This is a genomic window from Sanguibacter sp. Z1732 (assembly GCF_051020515.1).
Taxonomy (GTDB): domain Bacteria; phylum Actinomycetota; class Actinomycetes; order Actinomycetales; family Beutenbergiaceae; genus CALKWS01.
Genome location: NZ_CP194857.1, coordinates 683,400 through 701,741, shown reverse-complemented (window position 1 = coordinate 701,741; position 18,342 = coordinate 683,400). Strand labels below are relative to the sequence as shown.

At 65.9% G+C, this 18,342-nt stretch carries 20 protein-coding genes and 1 pseudogene; 13 read left to right on the top strand and 8 right to left on the bottom strand.

All coding sequences use genetic code 11. The features are described from left to right. The first annotated feature begins 26 nt into the window (after positions 1-26). From ACRRRO_RS03875 to ACRRRO_RS03860, 4 genes are read left to right on the top strand one after another with little or no spacing between them, the layout of a single operon-like run. The gene (locus ACRRRO_RS03875) at positions 27-1,061 is read left to right on the top strand and encodes an NAD-dependent epimerase/dehydratase family protein (protein ID WP_424796454.1); all 1,035 of its coding nucleotides are present in this window, start codon (positions 27-29) and stop codon (positions 1,059-1,061) included. Further along, positions 1,061-2,311, top strand: coding sequence for a class I SAM-dependent methyltransferase (locus ACRRRO_RS03870; RefSeq protein ID WP_424796453.1), 1,251 nt, complete (start codon positions 1,061-1,063; stop codon positions 2,309-2,311). The genes ACRRRO_RS03875 and ACRRRO_RS03870 overlap by 1 nt, the downstream gene beginning before the upstream one ends. 27 nt (positions 2,312-2,338) lie before the next feature. Next, a complete protein-coding gene (locus tag ACRRRO_RS03865) occupies positions 2,339-3,154 on the top strand; it encodes a sugar phosphate nucleotidyltransferase (protein ID WP_434081099.1) in 816 nt (271 codons plus the stop codon). Between the two features lie 49 nt (positions 3,155-3,203). After that, the gene (locus ACRRRO_RS03860; protein WP_434081098.1) at positions 3,204-4,376 is read left to right on the top strand and encodes a polysaccharide pyruvyl transferase family protein; all 1,173 of its coding nucleotides are present in this window, start codon (positions 3,204-3,206) and stop codon (positions 4,374-4,376) included. Positions 4,377-4,420: 44 nt separating this feature from the next. On the opposite strand, the gene ACRRRO_RS03855 is transcribed toward ACRRRO_RS03860, so the two are convergent. The 6 genes from ACRRRO_RS03855 to ACRRRO_RS03830 all read right to left on the bottom strand — a co-directional run bounded on the left by ACRRRO_RS03855 (position 4,421) and on the right by ACRRRO_RS03830 (position 10,212). Beyond that, positions 4,421-5,098, bottom strand: a complete 678-nt coding sequence (locus ACRRRO_RS03855) for a hypothetical protein (RefSeq protein ID WP_434081097.1) — start codon at positions 5,096-5,098, stop codon at positions 4,421-4,423. A gap of 529 nt (positions 5,099-5,627) precedes the next feature. Continuing rightward, positions 5,628-6,578: a glycosyltransferase family 2 protein gene (locus ACRRRO_RS03850; RefSeq protein ID WP_424796449.1), complete on the bottom strand. Its 951-nt coding sequence runs from the start codon at positions 6,576-6,578 to the stop codon at positions 5,628-5,630. Next, positions 6,579-7,220 carry a PIG-L deacetylase family protein gene (locus tag ACRRRO_RS03845; RefSeq protein ID WP_424796448.1) on the bottom strand — a complete coding sequence of 214 codons (642 nt, stop codon included), beginning with the start codon at positions 7,218-7,220 and terminating at the stop codon, positions 6,579-6,581. 122 nt (positions 7,221-7,342) lie between these two features. Continuing rightward, positions 7,343-8,467 carry a glycosyltransferase family 4 protein gene (locus ACRRRO_RS03840; RefSeq protein ID WP_424796447.1) on the bottom strand — a complete coding sequence of 375 codons (1,125 nt, stop codon included), beginning with the start codon at positions 8,465-8,467 and terminating at the stop codon, positions 7,343-7,345. Between the two features lie 31 nt (positions 8,468-8,498). Beyond that, positions 8,499-9,713, bottom strand: coding sequence for an ABC transporter ATP-binding protein (locus tag ACRRRO_RS03835; protein WP_434081096.1), 1,215 nt, complete (start codon positions 9,711-9,713; stop codon positions 8,499-8,501). Beyond that, positions 9,649-10,212: a hypothetical protein gene (locus ACRRRO_RS03830; protein ID WP_434081095.1), complete on the bottom strand. Its 564-nt coding sequence runs from the start codon at positions 10,210-10,212 to the stop codon at positions 9,649-9,651. Before ACRRRO_RS03830 ends, ACRRRO_RS03835 begins: the two co-directional genes overlap by 65 nt. A 358-nt stretch (positions 10,213-10,570) precedes the next feature. On the opposite strand from ACRRRO_RS03830, the gene ACRRRO_RS03825 reads away from it, so the two are divergent. From ACRRRO_RS03825 to ACRRRO_RS03785, 9 genes are all read left to right on the top strand, one after another. Beyond that, entirely contained in the window at positions 10,571-11,581 is a 1,011-nt protein-coding gene (locus ACRRRO_RS03825) for a nucleotidyltransferase family protein (RefSeq protein WP_434081094.1), read from the top strand. Between the two features lie 123 nt (positions 11,582-11,704). After that, a complete protein-coding gene (locus ACRRRO_RS03820) occupies positions 11,705-11,824 on the top strand; it encodes a lasso RiPP family leader peptide-containing protein (RefSeq protein ID WP_424790436.1) in 120 nt (39 codons plus the stop codon). 100 nt (positions 11,825-11,924) lie between these two features. After that, positions 11,925-13,094: an asparagine synthase-related protein gene (locus ACRRRO_RS03815; protein WP_424796444.1), complete on the top strand. Its 1,170-nt coding sequence runs from the start codon at positions 11,925-11,927 to the stop codon at positions 13,092-13,094. Positions 13,095-13,280: 186 nt separating this feature from the next. Further along, positions 13,281-13,412, top strand: a complete 132-nt coding sequence (locus ACRRRO_RS03810) for a lasso RiPP family leader peptide-containing protein (RefSeq protein WP_424796443.1) — start codon at positions 13,281-13,283, stop codon at positions 13,410-13,412. Positions 13,413-13,678: 266 nt separating this feature from the next. Continuing rightward, positions 13,679-14,668, top strand: coding sequence for an asparagine synthase-related protein (locus ACRRRO_RS03805; protein WP_434081093.1), 990 nt, complete (start codon positions 13,679-13,681; stop codon positions 14,666-14,668). 13 nt (positions 14,669-14,681) lie between these two features. Continuing rightward, complete coding sequence (locus ACRRRO_RS03800) at positions 14,682-15,086, top strand: lasso peptide biosynthesis B2 protein (RefSeq protein ID WP_424796441.1); 405 nt, start codon at positions 14,682-14,684, stop codon at positions 15,084-15,086. 181 nt (positions 15,087-15,267) lie between these two features. Further along, complete coding sequence (locus tag ACRRRO_RS03795; protein ID WP_434081092.1) at positions 15,268-15,693, top strand: hypothetical protein; 426 nt, start codon at positions 15,268-15,270, stop codon at positions 15,691-15,693. Next, positions 15,647-16,036, top strand: coding sequence for a hypothetical protein (locus ACRRRO_RS03790; protein WP_434081091.1), 390 nt, complete (start codon positions 15,647-15,649; stop codon positions 16,034-16,036). Before ACRRRO_RS03795 ends, ACRRRO_RS03790 begins: the two co-directional genes overlap by 47 nt. 152 nt (positions 16,037-16,188) lie before the next feature. Beyond that, the gene (locus tag ACRRRO_RS03785; RefSeq protein ID WP_434081090.1) at positions 16,189-16,389 is read left to right on the top strand and encodes a PqqD family protein; all 201 of its coding nucleotides are present in this window, start codon (positions 16,189-16,191) and stop codon (positions 16,387-16,389) included. Positions 16,390-16,498: 109 nt separating this feature from the next. Here the strand turns inward: ACRRRO_RS03785 and ACRRRO_RS03780 are convergent. Further along, positions 16,499-16,699: pseudogene (locus ACRRRO_RS03780) on the bottom strand (phosphatase PAP2 family protein); the annotation flags it as partial. A 525-nt stretch (positions 16,700-17,224) separates the two neighbouring features. Further along, positions 17,225-18,277, bottom strand: a complete 1,053-nt coding sequence (locus tag ACRRRO_RS03775; protein WP_424796438.1) for a glycosyltransferase — start codon at positions 18,275-18,277, stop codon at positions 17,225-17,227. Positions 18,278-18,342: the final 65 nt, after the last annotated feature.

Sequence of the window (18,342 nt, the reverse complement as noted above, 5' to 3'; positions counted from 1 at the left end):
ATCTCTCACGCGGCGAAGGGTGCACGATGCGCATACTGGTCGACGGCGACCGCGGGTACCTTGGTTCCGTCCTGGTGCCATTGCTCCAGCGCGCCGGACACGAGGTTGTCGGGCTCGATATCGGCTGGTACGACGGTTGCGATTTCGGGGCACAACCGCAGGGGTATGAACAGCGCACCGGCGATATCCGCGACGCTCAGCCGGCGGAGTTGCGCGGCTTCGACGCGGTGGTTCACCTCGCGGCGATCTCCAATGATCCGATCGGTCACCTCAACCCGGCCGCCACCTTTGACGTCAATACCGAGGGTGCGATCCATATGGCTCGCACCGCCAAGGAGGCCGGGGTCGCGCGCTTCCTGTTCTCATCGTCATGTTCGCTCTATGGGGCAGGCGGTGCCGGGCCGATCGATGAGACTGGTGAGTTCCGTCCGGTCACCCCGTACGGCGAGAGCAAGGTTCGGGCGGAGGAGGGCATCGCCCCACTGGCCGATGATGACTTCTCACCGACCTACCTACGCAACGCCACGGCTTATGGGTCCTCGCCCAGGCTTCGCGCGGATATCGTCGTGAACAATCTCACGGGTACGGCCTTCACCCGCGGTGAGGTGCGCCTGGAGTCCGATGGGACTCCGTGGCGACCCCTGGTCCACGCTGAGGACATCGCCCGGGCTTTCCTGGCAGTGCTGCAGGCTCCCCGTGACCTCGTGCACGACCAAGCCTTCAACGTGGGCCGCGATGAGGACGTCGTGCAGATCCGTACCATCGCCGAGCAGGTGAGCCGGATAACCGGGGCCCCTGTGACCTTCGCTGCTGACGCTGGCCCGGACACGAGGAACTACCGGGTCGATTTCACGAAGATCCGCAGTCTCCTGCCCGAGTTCAAGCCACAGTGGACCGTTCCCGCCGGGATCCGCGAGATCTGGCGCGACGCCAAGACACGGGGCCTGACCTCCGAAGACTTCCAAGGTCCCAGGTTCGTGCGTCTGCGCCGTATCCAGGAACTGGCAGAAGCCGGTCAACTCGACCTGACGACATTGCGGATGAATGAAGTTGCCCGCTGATGCCGGCCCCACGTTGCCGGCTGTGCAGAGCGGAACTCGATCACACGTTCGTGGATCTCGGGATGTCGCCCCTCTGCGAGAATTTCCTCCGATCGGATCAACTCGACCAGCCCGAGACGTTTTACCCACTCCACGTGCGGATCTGTGGCGAGTGCCTACTGGTGCAGTTGCCCACCTACGTTCCTGCCGAGGAGATCTTTACCGACTACGCCTATTTCTCGTCGTACTCCGACTCATGGGTGGCGCATGCCCGCCGGTTCGTTGACGACAGCGCAATCACACTCGGTCTCGGTCCGGAGTCGTTCGTGGTCGAGGTGGCGAGCAATGACGGGTACCTGCTCCAACATGTCACCGCACGCGGGATCCGCTGCCTCGGCATCGAGCCGGCCGAGAACGTGGCGCAAGCGGCTATTGACCGATCGATCCCCACTCTGGTGGCCTTCCTCGGCGAAGAGACAGGCAGCCAGGTTGCCCGCGAGCACGGCCGTGCTGACCTGGTCGTTGCCAACAACGTCTTCGCGCACGTGCCGGACATCGTCGACTTCGCCAGAGGGTTGCGTGCGATGCTGTCCGACGAAGGCCGGGTGAGCATCGAAGTTCCGCACCTGGCGCGCCTCATCGAGGACAACCTGTACGACACGATCTACCATGAGCACTTCTCATACCTCTCGCTGCTGACGACCCAGCGGGTCCTCGCCGCTGCCGGGCTGACGGTGGTCGACGTCGAGGAACTGCCGAGCCACGGTGGCTCGTTGCGGACATGGTCGGCGCCGACCGAGCACGCCCCTACGCCTACCGCTGCAGTGACCCGCGTGCTGGAGGTCGAGGAAGCCGCTGGCCTGCACACCGTCGCGGGGCATGGTGGCTTCGCCGCTGCGGTGGCCGCCGTCCGCAACGATTTCCTCGAGTTCCTCATCGCCCGCGAACGGGAAGGTAGCACCGTCGTCGCCTACGGTGCACCCGGGAAGGGCAACACTCTGCTCAACCATTGCGGGGTGCGCTCCGACCTCATTTCCTTTGCCGTGGACCGCAATCCGTATAAGCACGGCCGGTTCCTGCCCGGAACCCACATTCCGGTCCATCCGGTTGAGGCCCTGGAATCTGCCCGCCCCGACTACGTGGTGATCATGCCGTGGAACTTGCGAGCAGAGATCAGCGCGCAACTCGAATATGTCGCTGCTTGGGGTGGCAAACTCGTCGTCGCCCTGCCACACCTCGACGTTATCGAACCCGGGAGCCCACCGGGCTGACGAGGAGATCGATCAAGGTAAGGAGGCATGGTGAAAGTCGTGTTGTTCTGTGGCGGACTCGGCATGCGGATTCGTTCCAGTTCCGAGTCACAGCCCAAGCCGATGTTGCCGATCGGGTCTCGCCCGGTGCTGTGGCACATCATGAAGTACTACGCCCACTTCGGTCACAAGGACTTCATCCTCGCCCTGGGGTATGGCGCAAACGCGGTGAAGGAATACTTCCTCAACTACGAGGAGACCCGGTCCAACGACTTCGTTCTGACCCATGGCGGACGGCAGGTCAACCTGCTCTCCAGCGATATCAGCGACTGGCGGATCACATTCGTCGATACCGGCATGGACACCGCCATCGGTGAACGGCTGCGTCGCGTCCGCCCTCATCTGGACGATGACGAGGTCTTCCTGGCGAACTACGGGGATGTGTTGACCGACTCGCCCTTGGACGAGATGATCACCGACTTCCTCACCACTGATGCAGTCGGCACCCTGCTGGCGGTGCCCCCGCCGGATTCGTTCCACGTCGTGCAGATGACCGAGGAAGGGAAGATGACGGGTCTTGAGGCCGTCGGCGGCCTTCAGATGCGAATCAACGGTGGTTACTTCGTGCTCCGTCAGGGCATCTTCGATTACCTCAACGAGGGCGAGGACCTCGTCATGGATGCCTGTGTGCGGGCAGCGCGGGACGGCAGGTTCCGTGCCCGGCCGTATGACGGATTCTGGGCACCGATGGATACGCTCAAGGAGCGGGCCTACCTCGAGGACATGAACCGCAGGGCAGACCGGCCGTGGGCGGTATGGGAGTCTGCGCCGGCAACGAAGCGGGCTAACGGTCTCCGGTGGTGACCGTGCCGGGCGTGACACCGGTATGACGCGGCCGCAACCACCTCCGCGGGTGGGCGTCGCCGGCTTGTTCGGCACGGGGAACTTCGGTAATGAAGCGACTCTCACCGCAGCACTGGAACGGCTGGGCGATGAGCACGAGGTCGTCGTCATCGCCGAAGGCGCGGCCCGGGTGCACTCCGATCGAGGGGTGCCGGCGGTCGCGCTGAGCACGGTAGTAGCCCCCCGACCGGGCTCGAAGTGGGTTCGGTTGGCTGTTCTCGCGAGGAACCGGATCGGAGTGCTGCTGCGAGCGATGAAAGTATTGGGCGGCCTGGACGCAGTCGTGGTCGCCGGCACTGGAACGTGGGAACGGTATGGCGCAGGACCGTTCGCCCTGACCTATGAACTGTGGGCGCTTGCTCTCGCGGCAAAGGTCCGTCGGCGTCCGTTCCTGCTCTGGAATATCGGAGTGGAAGTTCAGGATCGAGTGATGGCTCGCTGGTTCATTCGCCGGAGTGCGGCATGGGCGGATTACCGCTCGTTCCGGGACGTGGAGTCGCTGCGGGCGATGAGGCAGATGCGGGCAGCGCTCGACTCCGACCCCGTCGTCGCCGATCTCGCCTTCGGGTTCGCGGCCGACGGGGCTCCCAGCGGCTCGGGCGGCGGTGGTCGGGAGGCGACCGTCATCGTGGGTGTGATGACCTACTACGGCCTCGCCGATGACCCGAAGACGAACGAGGACGTGCAAGGGTCCTACCGTCGAGGCACGACTGAACTGGTGCGCGAACTGCGCAGGCGCGATTACGGCGTCGTGCTCGTGGGCGGCGACGAGGACGACCTGCGCACTGCGGTTGACGTGCGGGATTCTCTCGCAGACGATGCCGTGCGGGTCGACACTGTCGGCACGGTCGCCGGGCTGACCGAGTTGATGACGTCGGCGAGCGCGGTGGTGGCGCTGCGATACCACTCACTCGTCATGGGTGCGCTGGCAGGAGCTCCGCTGGTTGGCATTGGCATCGCCTACGGTCAAAAGCAGCAGAGTCTCATGACGATGCTGGGTAACCCCGAGCGGGTGCGACACGTCGAGTCCTTCCAGGTCAACGAGGTGGCTGACCTGGTCGAGGACGCCATAGCTGATGCGGCCGGCCGTGAGCGCGCGGCCGCTGCGGTGGCCGATGCGGCGGCGCGGCTGGAGGAGGAGTGGATCCACGTCCGGACTGCACTTCGCCGAGGTCGTGGTTGACACCTCAGCCGGCATCCGCCGGCCCATCCTCCGATAGGTTCTGATCAGCGAGGGCGGTCAGGTTGCACATCGGTCGGCACTGGGTCGACGATGACCCAACGGCCGCCGGAGGCTTCGATCTCGGGTAGTGCCGCTCGCACCTCGGGCAGGAGGTCGGAGATGAAGAGCAGCACACGGTCGGGCCGGGCTCCGGCAAGGTCATGCGGCGCGATGATGGGGATACGGCTGACCGGCATTGTGCGGCCGTGTTTAGCGGGTGAGGCATCGGCGATCATCGCCAGGTCCTCCACCGTCACACCTGCGGAGGTGAGCAACGCCGCCGTGCGAGAGGCTGCGCCGTAGCCTGCGAGGGTCAGACCGTCAACCTCCGCGCTATCCAGGTAAGCGCGGAGCGTATTCGCCGAGTGGGTGAACGCCGTGTGGAGCGCCGATCGCAATCGTCCCGGCTGGAGGACACCGAGTTCCGCCTCTTTCCTCACGAGCTCAGTGACTGACGTCGCCTGGGCGTTACCCAGAGGTCCGTCTGCTTTGGCGAATGCCAGCATCGTGGTTCCGTGGTGGTATAGTGGGTACGACCACGCACCAATGGCCGTAAGTCCGATCTCGTGACCCATGCGGACGAGTGAGGGCGTGGTGTAGTAGGCAAAGTGCCCGCTCTTCAGCGTGTTCCACATGCCCTCGCGCACCATGGCAGAGGCGTTGTGGATCATGAACAGGAGCACCCCTCCGTCGGTGAGGCGGTCCCGACGTTCGAGGAACGCCCGTTTCTGGTCCGGGAGCGTGCATCATTCCGTGCACGTCGACGATGAGGTCAGCGTCGCCGGTCTCCACGTCGGTAAGCCCGAATGGTTCCAACTGTCTATGCCATGACCCGCCGTGGGGGCTGGGGTAGTGGATCACGCGGGTTCCGGGGCGGATCAGACCGGCAGTGACGGCATCGGCGACGCACATCTCGGCCTGTCGTACCAGCGCCGCAGGTTCGACTCCCACGATCTCCTCCGGTGTGGTCGGGTCATGCTCCAGCTGCAGCAGGCCGCTGGTGCTGCCGAGGACCATGCGGAGCGGGTACCGGGGGTCGGGGAGGGGGTCGGTAGGCCACGGGAAGAGATCCGACGGCGGCTGCTCCCCGATATCGAGGACGACGACCCCCTCGGGCGAGCCCGACCACCGATCTCGCCAACCCTCGACCGGTTCGACGTCGCCGGTGGTCATGGCGCATCCTCGCGTGCCCGCGTGCGCCGGATTCGTCGACTATGCAGATCGGCGTTCATCGGATCCTGGCGTCTGGCGGGCGGCGGACTGGGCTTCCTGCTGTGCTCGCAACCTGCCGGCGCTCGGCTTGATGCCGATGGCGTTGGCCACATCACGGGCCATCGCCCGCCATCGTGGAAACACCCATGACGGCCCGACGGTGGCACAGGTTCGGACCTTCTCGGCGAACGGAAGGTCGATGTGCAGCACGCCTCGGTAGATCTCGATGTTCGTGCGCGTTTCGGCGAACGAACGATGCCCGCGCTGCCCGGGTGCGAACCACCAGGAAGCCTCGGACCCCTGTACCGAAACCTGGGTGTCATGACGGCGCTGCAGGAATGCTTGCTCGTCCGCCGTGGCCATCCCGCCCAAGCACAGCAGTTCGGTCAGGAGCACGATGTCGGGACCGAGCAGCGATCGGAACCCGCGGGTCTTGCGCAGTTCGGACATCCTGATGACGCCGTACATCGGCTGGGAGGCCTGGGCACGCAACATGTTGCGCACACGTTCGTGTGCGCTCAGCGCATCCATCCCCAGGTCGGCGTCGTTGAGGTCCTCATAAACAGTCCCCGCACCGTCGATGAGCCGTGTGCGGGGGTAGGAGAACACAGTGCCCGGTCCCGCGTTGTCGAGAGCGCGAAGGGCTGCGCTGGAGAACGCCGGGAGTTTGATGTCATCGGCGGCCATCCAACTGAACAACTCGGTGTCGCACAGCCGTGCCACGTTCTGGAAGTTCCACGTGCCCCCGCGATTCTGTTCGTACCTGTAGTACCGGATCCGGTCGTCCTCTGCGGCCGCCGCACGGCAGATGGCCTGGGTTCCGTCGGAGGAGCCGTTGTCGGAGATGATGATTCGGATGTCGGATATGTCCTGCTCCTGAATGGAACGCAACGCAGGTGCGAGATAGGGCTCGCCGTTGTAGACGGGGATCCCGAAGCTGAGTCGAGTCATTCATTCTCCTAAAGACATCAGAATCTTCGGCCCCGTGAACGCTTCGGCATAGCGACACTGGGCCTGGACGCCCCGGAGCCGCATCAGCGCGAAGAAGAGTTCGTCGTCCCACCAGTGACAGTCGTGTTGTGAGGGGTAGCACTCGTTGAGGAGAGCAACTTTACGCGCGGCGATATCGGGACGAAGTGGCAGGTAGAGGTTGGGCTGGCCGGTGTCTCCATCCCATTTAGGGATCTCGTAGTGAAGAATGAGCGGCCCGCGCCAGACGGTGGGAGCCATCCGTCCCAGCAGTCGATGGTCTTGGTGTGCGTCGTCAGCGCGTGGCACCAGTACGAGATCCGGCGTGGGGTTGTCGGCGCGGAATGTGGTCAGCGCCTCCTTCACCTCTCCCCAGTGCTGTGGCAGGTGTGCGTCGGGTAGGCCTGCGAAACGGGGAGGATGAGCAGCTCCGAAGGCGGTGGCCGCGTGCGTTGCCTCCTCACGGCGTTCAGCGGTCCCGGTGAGTACGAGCGTGCGAATGTCGGCTGTGTTGCGCTCGGCAAGCGTCAGGAGTGCGCCTCCGCACCCGATTTCGATGTCGTCCGGGTGTGCTCCCACAGCGAACACGACCAGGGGGCCGTCAGGCATCAACAGCATTGTCATGAGCGTCTCGTTCTGTGGCCAGTGGACGGTCCACCTGGGGCCAGCCTACAGATCAGTTCGTCTCCGAGTGTGGTATTCCGACCGCCGGCTGGGAGCCGTACCGCCATGGTTCTGGTGTGAGGTCAGATCCCGGCCAGCACCTTGTCGAGGCGCTCGCGTGAGTGGGCCCAGGTCATGGTCCTGGCGCGATCGCCCCCGGCGTCCTGGGTGCTCGCGAGCAGCCCCGGGTCGTCAGCCAGTGCGCCTAGAGCAGCAGCGAGGGAGGTGACGTCGCCCGGCGGGACGAGCATGCCGGCGGCGCCCACCGCTTCCGGGAGCCCGCCGACGTCACTGGCGATCAATGCCGCACCGGAAGCCATGCCTTCGAGGGCGGTGAGGCCGAACGGCTCGGGCCACACCGAGGGGACGACGAGCACGTCCACGTCACTGAGCGCTGCCGGCAGAGTCTGCCGGGGCAGGAACGAGGCGAAGGACACCGCAGCCGTCGACGCTGCCGCCAACATCCGCAACTTCCGTTCATACCTACTCAGCGGAGCGTCGGCCGCGAAGCCGGGTCTGCCGATAACCGTGACCTCGATGTCGGGCCGGGCCAGGGAGTTGACGGCCTCCAGCAGGACGTGCACACCCTTACCGGGGATCACGCGCCCCAGGAAGCCCACGCGCAGTCGGTCTGCGCGAGGGTGCCTGACCTCGCTGAAGAACGCGGTGTCCACCCCGTTGTGGACTACCCGGACTCGTGGCCGAAGGTGTTGCGGAAGAAGATCGGTGGTCTGCTGAGCAAGGTGTTCGCTGACGCAAATGATGGCAGCGGCTGCGTCAAGCGTTCGGCCACTCTCCCGACGGGAGTAGGTGCGCAGGAGCTGGTTATGGGCATACAGCACGGCCTGATGCCTGGCGTCGACCAGCGGGATCGCCTGCGGGGCGTTGTGCGCCAGGAGCGTCGCCTGTTCCCACCTTCGCTGCGAACGCAGCGAGGCAGCGTAGGTGCGTCGACTCGGTCGTCTCACCCCGAGGCGTCCGGCGATCACGTCGAGGTGCCCGTCGAAGCGACGGGCAGGAGCCTGGTCGTACTCGATGATCTCTGCGCTCTGGTAGCGGTCCGGGTAGGTGCCCCGCGCCAGGAGCACCGCGGGCCGGACTCCGGTCGGGCAGGCGGCGCCCGCCAGGCCGTGCACCACGGTAGGGATGGCGCTGCCCGTTCGTGGGGAGAAGTGGTCGCCCGGGGTGATCAGGTGGATGTGCCGCATCTGTACTCACTCACAGGTCGTGCCCACGTGTTCAGGCATGGCCGTCGGTATAGGCCGAGGCCTGCAGCGTGAAGAGTTCGGCGTACAGGCCCTGGTTGCGCATCAACTCGTTGTGTGAGCCGTGCTCGACCACGCGCCCCTGATCGAGCACATAGATCCGGTCGGCATTGCGCACGGTGGAGAAGCGGTGGGAGATGACCAGGGCGGTTCGACCTTGCAGGGTGTGGCGCAGGTTGGAGAACAACTCTGCCTCGGCGCGTGGGTCGAGGGCGGCGGAGGGTTCGTCCAGGATGATCAGCGGCGCTGCCCGATAGAACGCCCGAGCGATCGCCACGCGTTGCCATTGTCCGCCGGACAATTCGTGCCCATCGTCGAACATCCGGGACAGGTTCGTCCCGAACCCGTGCGGTAGCGCCTCCAGGAAGTCGTGGGCACCGGCGGTCCGGGCCGCGTGGCGGACACCGTCCTCATCCGGTGGTTGATCGGGCCTCGAGATGGCGATGTTCTCAGTGCCGTCGAAGGCGTACCGGACGAAGTCCTGGAAGATCACCGCCATTCGCGAGCGCAACTGGTTCTGGTCGAACGAGTCGGTGTCGACGCCGTCCCAGAGAATGGCCCCGCTGTCGGGGCGGTAGAGGTTCGCGATGAGTTTGGCCAACGTCGTCTTCCCGGAACCGTTCTCACCGACCAGGGCGACCAACTCACCTCGGGCGAGGTCTACCGTGACGCCGTTGAGGGCGGCCTCCTCGCGGCCGGGGTAGGTGAAGTGCACGTCTCGGGCCGTCAGGGTGGTGAAGTCCGGGGGAGCGCTGCTGGTCGAGCCGGGCAGTTCGGGCGCCGGTGCGATCCGCATGAACTCCTCGAGGTCGTCGATGAATAGCCCGGACTCGAATATGGTCTGGGTGCCGCCGAAGAACGCCTGGACCTGGCCGGCGAGCATCCGGATCGCCACGATCGCCGCACCGGCACCGGCGACGGTGACCTCGCCCCGAGAGATCAACCAGACGACCAGGAAGAGGGTCAGTCCCAGCATCACCGCCGAGCCGATATTGCCCGCGGCGTTGTACAGTGCGCGGATTCGGATGTGGCGGCTCAGGTCGGTCAGGTACGCCCGGTACAGCCCGTCGAACCGTTCGCGCAACATCCTGCCGATCCCGAACGCACGGATCTCCTTGGCGTCGTCAGCGCTGGGTGAGCAGGAAGGAGATGTAGGTGCGGCGCCTGTTCCGGGGCGTTTGGGCGACATTGAAGTTGAACTCCAGGCGGGATTCACGCCGACTAGTGATCAGTAGCGGGATCCCGCCGAGGACGAGCAGCGGGATGAGGGCCGGGTGGATGAGGAACAGCGCGCCACCGACGCCGATACTCGCCGCCAGTGCGCCCAGACAGGCCAGCACGCCGTTGGTGACCTGGAACGGGCGTGTGAGGGCGAGCGACCGGACCCGCTCCAAGCGGTCGTAGAAGTCTGTGGACTCGAATTGCTTGAGGGGTACCGTGGTGGAGACTTCCAGCACACGGTGCCACATGCTGAGTGCGACCCTTTCCCCGACCAGGCGGCGCAGTGATCCCTGCAGCGAACCCAGTAGCGCACCAAGGGCGGTGAGCAGCGCGAGCAGTCCCACCGGCAGCAGCAGCGCAGCCAGGCGGCCACCCTGGTCGATGTCCAGGATCGCGTTGAGGGTCATCTCGATCGTGAGGACCTGGCCGGCCAGGACCCCGCCGGCCATGAGCTGCAGTGCCACCATCCAGCAGAATGGTGCGCGTGCGGCAGCCCACACCAGCCGAATGCTGTACCGGATGAGGGAAAAGAATCGGCCGAGGGATTTCGGGGGAGTCGGGGCCGCACCACCATTGGACGTCACCTCCAAATCGTATCCGGATATCGTTCCCAACTGTGGTGAATGGCCGCATTCCGGGCGGGGATTACAGGTACCGTGTGGTCCGTGACAAATCCGCGGCGCCCATTAGCGCAGCTTCTCATCGAGAGTGTCTTCGACTCGAGTTCTGCCGTCCTGCCGCCACGCGTCCTTGAGCATTCCGTCGAGGAGGTGCTCGAGGCCGGCGGCCTGCACAGGATCACCCCTGCCGTGATACGGCGGCTACGTGCCGCGGAGGGTGTGCCGGCGCACTGGGTCGAGCAATTGTCAGCGTTCCGAGAGCGTCAGATCCTGCGGCACCTGCTCTCAACTGACCGACCTCCGCGCGGCCACCGGCGCACTGCGCACCGCGGACATCCCGTGGGTGGTGGCCAAGGGGCCCGTGGCCTCTGAGGTGCTGTGGCCGAGCCCGGATATGCGCGAGTACTACGACCTGGACGTTTTCGTCCACGGGAGCCGGTTCCCCGCAGCCCTGGCCACGCTGGAAGATGCCGGGTTCACACTGGCGGACCATAACTGGGCGTTGATCCGCAAGACCATGCGCGCCGAGGTGGCGCTCATCGGACCCGCGGGCACACACCTGGACCTGCACTGGGACATCGCAGTACCCAAGCAGTTGCGTCGTGCCTATAGGACGGACCCCGCCGGCATGCTCGAGCGACGGGTGGAGGTGCAGTTCAGCTCCGGTGATGTCGTGCCCACCTTCGATGCGGTGGACACAGTCCATCACCTGGCGTTCCACGCTGCGCAGGCCGGAGCGAACCGCCTGATGTGGCTCGGCGATCTGCACTTCGCCACACACCGGCTCGGATTCGACCCGGTGGAATTGCGCCGCCGATGTCTGGCGGCCCGTACCGCCGTACCGGTGGTGCTGGTGCTGGAACGCGTTTCGAGGGTGTCCGGTGCGCCGATGCCACCAGGCCTCAGCGCGCGGCGCGGGCGTGTGTGGTCGCACCTGGCCGCCCGGCGCGACCATCGATATGAGTTCCCCGGTCTCCCACACGATCGCAGTATCGGTGGCGGGTTGTATGCCAGCGCCCGGGGAAGTCTGGCCGGATCGGGCGTGGAGTTGGCACGTCAGATGGTGATGGCGCGGGTGCACGAGGCTCGCGTCCGACGACACGGTAGCCAACCGCGAGCCCTCTCCGCTGATATCGGAGGTGAGCGCGGACGGCGCGACTACCTCGCCGCCGTGACGGAGGTCGCAGGCGGATCGCGCGCCACCCGACGAGGGTGAGGCTCGGCCTCACCCTTCGACGGAACCTGGAGCGCGTGAATTCACCCGGTTGCCGTCGGCGCAGGACGTCGCAGCCCCGTATTCTTCGAGGTGCTTAACCTCATCAAGGATGGAGATCCTCCAATGTATGAAGCACCACGAATCACTGAGGTCGGCTCGGTCCACGACGTCACCCTCCAAAAGGGCGTCTACTACGGCGATGGCAATAGCCACATGGGATGGCCTGAGACGCCCACTTCCTGAGCCTCAATTCTCGAGACTCAATTTTCCGACGGCTGTGGCCCGGTTCGTTTCGAACCGGGCCACGGTGGGAGTGTGAGACGTGGACTATTACCGTCCTGACGTGACGGAAACGAGTCGCGGTTTCGTCACCGGGAACCAGCGACGCAGGCGATTTCCCAGGTCGAGTGTCGGGCACCCGTTCGAGGCACTGAAGACTGTCATCGAACGTGCGGCCGATGGTCGATCCGTCTACGTCACTTTTTCCGGGGGCAGGGACTCCTCCGGGATTCTCGCGGCAGCCACCAGCCTCGCCCGCGAGGGTCGAATACCGGCCGCTGTCCCGTTCACTTACGTCTATCCCGGGTTGACCGAGACTCACGAAGGTAAGTGGCAGGACTTGGTTGTCCGCCACCTCGGCGTCGCGGAATGGATGCGCATCGAAGTTCGTGAGGGCGACAACGAGTTCCTCGGCCCCAGGGGGACTCACAGTCTTCAGCGGCGGGGCCTGGTCTTTCCCGCCACCGCTCATCTCTGGGCGGACATGTTCGACCGCACCAGGGGTTCATTGGTCTTGACCGGTGAGGGTGGCGACGAGGTCTTCTCCCCGAAGCGTGCCGGTGCCCTGGTCCGGGCCGGGCGGGGACGTTTCGGTGCCGGGACGCCCCGCCGGGAGGCGCTGTGGTCCCTGGCCCCCGAGCGGCTCCGCTTTCGGAGGGCTAGCAACCGTCCTCTGATGGACATGCCATGGCTGACGGACGCGGCTGCGCGTGAGTTCTGGAACGATTTTCTGCGTGAGGAGGTGCACGAGCCGCTGTCCTTACGGAGCAGTCTCGAGGTCCAGTGCAGTGCGCGGACACGTGCGGCGCTGGCGCAGACCTACGCAGCCATGGCCACCGAGTACGGCTCGACCGTTGAGGATCCGTTCTGGCACGGCGAGTTCCTGGATAGTTACATCAGGCACGCCCCGCGTTACGGCTATGGCGACCGTACCGAGGCGATGACAGCGGTCTTCGGCCAGGTGTTGCCGAAGGAGATCCTGCGCAGATCCAGCAAAGCACACTTCAACTCCGCGTACTTCGGGCGTTCGGCTCAGGAGTTCGCCAGGCAGTGGGACGGTACGGGAGTGGACGCCGACGTCGTGAACGTCGAGGAACTGCGACTGGCCCTGCTCCACGATCCCGTCCCGGCTCCGGTGGGTCTGCTCATGCAACAAGCCTGGCTCGCGCAACAGTCCACCTGCCCGGACAGCCGGACGGCGGGGGAGAGCGGTCACGCGCGCGAGGCGGTATGAGACCGCTGCGCGAGCCGAGATGAGTGCCATCTCACCCCCAGGGCGATCCACTCACCCTGACGTGAGTCACCCGGCCGGGGCGAGATTCACCCGGCTGAAGCATGCACTTTGCTCCGCAGGGCGGGCGTCGGCTCCCTAGCCTGAGAAGGCTCAACCGCAATTGCGCCGCTACTGGAAGGAAGTGTCATGTACGAAGCACCACGAATCACCGAGGCCGGCTCGGTCCACGACGTCACCTTGGCTAGGGGGAAGGAATTTGCTCTGGACTTCGACGGTACGTTCCCCTTCATCCTCCAACGGGACGCGCCCACCTCCTGAGCACCTTCGACCATCAAGGCGCGGTCCGGCCGGCTCGGCCGGACCGCGGCCTGTAAGGGGATCGGCGTGAGCTACTACCGGCCGAATGACAAAGAGATCAGCCGCAATGTGGTGACTGGGCTGCAGAGGCGCAGGCCGTTTCCGCGTTCGGCCGCTCGCCACCCCTTCGAGGCCCTGAAGTCCACGATCGAACGCGCGGCCGATGGAAGGGTCGTCTACGTCACGTTCTCGGGTGGCCGGACTCCTCCGGGATCCTCGCAGCAGCCGTGAGCCTGGCCCAGGAACGTCGTATCCCCGCCGCGGTCCCGTTCACCTACGTCTACCCGGGTCTCGACGAATCCGATGAGACTGAATGGCAGGAGCTGGTGGTCAAGCACCTCGGTGTTCAGGATTGGATGCGCCTCGAAGTCGTCGACGGCGAGAACGAGTACTTGGGCCCGCGCGGTTCCCAGAGCCTCCTCCGCAGAGGGCTCGTCTTTCCAGCGGCTGCTCACCTGTGGGCTGACATGTTCGAACGCACCGCAGGTGGGCTGGTGCTCACCGGCGAGGGTGGCGACGATGTGTTCCTGCCTAAACGCGCGAGTGCGCTGGTTGCTGGCGTCCGGGGCCGATTCCGTCCCGGGAGTCCCCGACGGGAGGCACTGTGGTCCTTGGCGCCCGAACGAGTGCGACGTCGCAGAGCCAGAGGCGCCTCGATGCTCGACATGCCCTGGCTCACCGATTCGGCACGCCGGGAGTTCCTGTCGGACGCGCTGCGGGACCAGGTGCACGAGCCCCTATCTCTTCGGGGGGGCTTGGAAGTCTTGTGCAGCGCGCGGTTCCGGGGAGCCTATGGGCAGACCATGACCACCATTGCTGCTGAGTATGGTTCTGTCGTCGCGGATCCGTTCTGGCACCCGCAGTTCCTGGCCAGTTACAGTCGGCACGCGCCCTACTTCGGTTATGCCGACCGAACTGAGGCGATGACCGCCGTCTTCGGCCGCGTGCTGCCCGGTGAGGTCTTGAGCAGAGCGAGCAAGGCGCGGTTCAATACTGCATACTTCGGCCGTTCGACTCGAGAGTTTGCCCGGGACTGGAATGGAACTGGCGTCGACTCGGAATTGGTCGATGTCGAGAAGCTGCGTCAGGCCTGGCTGGCCGATCTGGTTCCGGCCCTCGTGGTTCTGCTGTTGCAGCAGGCGTGGCTCGCGCAACAGACGGGGGTACCATCGGCAGATAGGGGCGAGGAGGGCCGACGTGCACCACAGGTTGCGTGACTATGGCACTGCGATGCGCTTGCTGCTGTTGTGGCTGGCCGTGGAGTTCAGCCTGCGGACCACGTCCGTCGACGTCGTCGCGCGGCGATTCGGCGCGCCTCTCGTCAGGGAGCGGAGGAGTTCGCAAGCACCGGTGTCGCCGACGACCGAACTCAGCGTCCGCGAAGTGCGCCAGTTGCAGATCCAACGCCGGGTTCTCGCTCTGCCGTTCATCAACGGGACCTGTCTGCGGACTTCGGTGATGACCGGGTATATCTTGCGCGAGCGGTGTCCGGAGCTGGTGATCGGCGTCCGGAAGACGGACGGCAAAGTCGAGGCACATGCCTGGATCCGCGTCGACGGAGCGGACCTGGACCTGGAACGCCAGGCCGGATTCGAACCGCTCGCCTTCAAGGCTCTGGAGGCTGGACGTGAGTGACCTGCAGGAACTTTACGGCCTCGTCGTCTCCTCCGAACGACCCTTGTGGCAGGCTAGGCCGGCTGCTCCTGGCGCGAGGGTGGATGTCGAGGTGCGGTGGGGCGCACCTCGGGCTGAACCGGCCTTGCCCCCGGTTGGGGAGCCGTTGCTGACATATACCGCGCGGCGACGGTGGCAGGACGTGGTTCGGCGACCGGATGGGGGCTACACCTACCGGTGCTATACCGCGGCGGACTTCGAGATCGACGCCGACTTGACGTCGGTGACGGCATATCCGTTCGAGGGAGCCGACCCGGAACTGTCCGTGGTGCTGCTGGCCGGCTCGGTGCTGTCGTTCATTCTGCACATGCGAGGCCACGCGGTCCTGCACGCCAGCGCCGTGCAGGTGCGTGATGAGGCGATCGCATGTGTCGGGTTCTCCGGGATGGGTAAATCCACCGTCGCGACCCTGCTGTGCGCTGCCGGTGGCGCACTCATCACCGACGACGTCCTGCGGGTCGACTTCGATGAGGGCAAGGCACTGGCCCGGCTAGGTGCGACCGAGCTGCGACTGCGCAAGGGTGCCGAAAGCGCTCTCGACGAGATTCACCGTCCCGCTGGCACGTAGGGAGACGGTCGATGCTCGCCAGGTCCTCAGCCCCCCGGAGCGGGCCACCGACCGGATGCCGCTGCGGGCGATCCTCATCCCGATCCCCGACCGGGAGGCCGACGAGGTCCGACTCCATCGTCTCTCCGGGGCGATGTCAGTGATCGAGTTGTTGCGGTTTCCACGTCTGCTGGGGTGGCAGGACCGCCGGATTCTGGCGCAACTGACTGAGAACGCCGCTGCGGTGGCCGGTAGAGTCCCGGTCTTCCGTGCGCAGATCCCGTGGGGGCCCCCCTTCGCCGACGATCTCGGCTCGCGGGTCCTGAGTGCTGTGGACGCGGGTACTGCCTTGGCCCGCGCCTGATCCCGGGATCGTGGCAATGTGCCGCGCCAGGCCAGATACGCTTGTCTCGTTCCGGGATCCGACGGCGGGTCGTGAGGAACTGACGCGGAAGGTAGCGAACCAATGAAGTTGCGCATGACGATCTGACCTGGCAGGAGATCGACGGGGAGTTGGTGATCCTTGACCTGCAGGGCTCGGTCTACCTGACCACCAACGCCGCTGGGGCCTTCTTGACGAAGTTGCTCACCGAGGAACGGTCGGAGGGTGAGCTCACTGATGCCCTGATTGCCGAGTACCGGATTGATCGGGAGACGGCCGAGCGGGACGTCGACGCCTTCGTTGCCCAGTTGAAAGACCAGGATCTCCTCGCCTGAACCAGTCCCCGGATGAGGGCGGCGGGGTCGATTCCGTCGACGGAACCACGACGGCTCTCCGCATGACTCGGGGCGCGGCGAGCGGGCCACCCAGAGCCAGCGCAGCGCACGTGACGGCACCGGTGAGCAGCACAGAGGCGACGACGTCACTGGGGCGGTGCGCGTGCGCGACCACGGACGCCAGGCTAGCCGTCGCCAGCAGGACGCCTGCGACGACGATGGGCCAGCGCGCGCGGGAGGGCCAGAGGATCATGATGGCGACCGCCAGAGCAGCGCTGAGGGAGACATGCCCGGAGGGCAGGGTGTTCATCACAAAGGCGTGATCACCCAGATAGGGCCGGTCGAAGACCTCATCGCGCAGCCACAGGGACGCTACGGGGGTGGCCGCCGCGACGGTTAGCGCGGCGGCGACCCGGTGCCAGTCCCGCGCTCTGAGCGCCAGCGATACCAGGACCAGGCAGGCCACGAGAAGCGGCACGTGCAAGTTGGAGCGGAGGGCGCCGCTGAGCCCGCCGCCGTGATTCAGCCCATGCGACCATCGGTACACGGTCACATCGACGACCTGGCCGGTATGCGTCCGAACCGCCACCGTGTACAGCCCCAGCAGCGCACCTGCGAACAGGATCGAGAGCCCAGCGGCCCAGTACCGAAACCGGGTCTCGAACGGCCGCACTCGCGCTGCGTGGCGGCCTTCGTCGACCATTCCTCACTCCCAGCGGTTGTGTACCCCCGAGAGTTCACGCGATGTGATCCGGCCAGCCTACAAGAGGCGCGTCCTGGTGGACAGCGCCTTCGAGCGGCTTTGTGGCTTGGCGGCCTCGCGGCCTGTCGGTATTCAGCCTCCCACGCTGCGCCATACCTCCGCGTGCCCCTTCGCACTGCGCTCCCAGGTGAACGGGGCAGCGTGCCTGCGCCCAGCAGCGACGTACCGGTCCCGGGGAAAGTCGGACCCGAGCACGTAGTCCAGTCCTTCGGCGATCTCAGCGCCGGTGGTGCCCACCATGACACCTGCCTCAGCAGCCACCTCAGTAAGCGAACTGGTCGCAGCCACCACGACCGGAGCCCCCGCGGCCATCGCCTCCAGGGCGGGCAGGCCGAACCCCTCATGATGTGACGGCACCACGACGGCCTGCGCCCCGGACATCAGTGGGGGCAGCACGTTCTCAGGAAGACGACCAACGCGGATCGCCCGGGGCAGGTCTCCGAAGAGATGGTCCCGGCGCGGGTGCTGTGGGCCCGACAGCACCAGTGAGACATCGGGGTGGCTGCCGTGAAGCAGGTCCCACGCTGCGGCCAGTCCCTCGAGGTTCTTTCGCGCCGCGGCCCCTCCGGCGTGCAGCAGGTAGCGTCCATCGATGCCCAGAGCAGCGAGTTCGGCAGAGGTCAGTGGTTCGGCACCGCGGAACCGGTCATCCACCCCGTTGTGCACCACGTGCAGGCGATCCACACCGAACCTCTCGGCAATGTCCTCGGCGGTGTAGCGCGAGACGCAGATCACCGCTGCGGCAGCCCGAAGCTCCTCGGCGGCAGCGGCGACCGGCTGACCCTCGTCGGGGTAGCGCCACGCAACGGTGTCGTGCATGGTCAGCACCTCGTGCCTCGCCGGCGGCAGCTCCAGTTCCATCCGGTGCAGCAATGCATCGCGCGGGTAGACCACGCTGCCGATGGCGCGGCGCTCGCGGCGCCCGGCGTGACGCAGTCTGCCGAAGGGCAGACGGGCGGTCCCGGGTAGCGGGGAGCGCAGCGAGCGCGCGATGAACCGATCAACCGTCCATCCCCCGCCCGTGGCTTCGAGCGCCTCAGCGGCGCGGGCCGCGACCTCTTCCTGGTACACCTGGGCCCCCATAGGCGCCGACGTCGCCGTCGTCGCAATGACCAGACGCTGCATCGGCGCTCCCCTTCCTCGGATGGCCTCGCCGCCACCGCGATCACTGTATCGGGCGGACTGCGACA

Excerpts from the sequence above, each read along its gene's own strand:
- ACRRRO_RS03875 (WP_424796454.1), top strand. The coding sequence starts at position 27 with ATGCGCATACTGGTCGACGGCGACCGCGGGTACCTTGGTTCCGTCCTG.
- ACRRRO_RS03870 (WP_424796453.1), top strand. The coding sequence starts at position 1,061 with ATGCCGGCCCCACGTTGCCGGCTGTGCAGAGCGGAACTCGATCACACG.
- ACRRRO_RS03865 (WP_434081099.1), top strand. The coding sequence starts at position 2,339 with ATGGTGAAAGTCGTGTTGTTCTGTGGCGGACTCGGCATGCGGATTCGT.
- ACRRRO_RS03850 (WP_424796449.1), bottom strand. The coding sequence starts at position 6,578 with ATGACTCGACTCAGCTTCGGGATCCCCGTCTACAACGGCGAGCCCTAT.
- ACRRRO_RS03845 (WP_424796448.1), bottom strand. The coding sequence starts at position 7,220 with ATGACAATGCTGTTGATGCCTGACGGCCCCCTGGTCGTGTTCGCTGTG.
- ACRRRO_RS03840 (WP_424796447.1), bottom strand. The coding sequence starts at position 8,467 with ATGCGGCACATCCACCTGATCACCCCGGGCGACCACTTCTCCCCACGA.
- ACRRRO_RS03835 (WP_434081096.1), bottom strand. The coding sequence starts at position 9,713 with ATGTCGCCCAAACGCCCCGGAACAGGCGCCGCACCTACATCTCCTTCC.
- ACRRRO_RS03830 (WP_434081095.1), bottom strand. The coding sequence starts at position 10,212 with ATGGTGGCACTGCAGCTCATGGCCGGCGGGGTCCTGGCCGGCCAGGTC.
- ACRRRO_RS03820 (WP_424790436.1), top strand. The coding sequence starts at position 11,705 with ATGTATGAAGCACCACGAATCACTGAGGTCGGCTCGGTCCACGACGTC.
- ACRRRO_RS03810 (WP_424796443.1), top strand. The coding sequence starts at position 13,281 with ATGTACGAAGCACCACGAATCACCGAGGCCGGCTCGGTCCACGACGTC.
- ACRRRO_RS03800 (WP_424796441.1), top strand. The coding sequence starts at position 14,682 with ATGCGCTTGCTGCTGTTGTGGCTGGCCGTGGAGTTCAGCCTGCGGACC.
- ACRRRO_RS03775 (WP_424796438.1), bottom strand. The coding sequence starts at position 18,277 with ATGCAGCGTCTGGTCATTGCGACGACGGCGACGTCGGCGCCTATGGGG.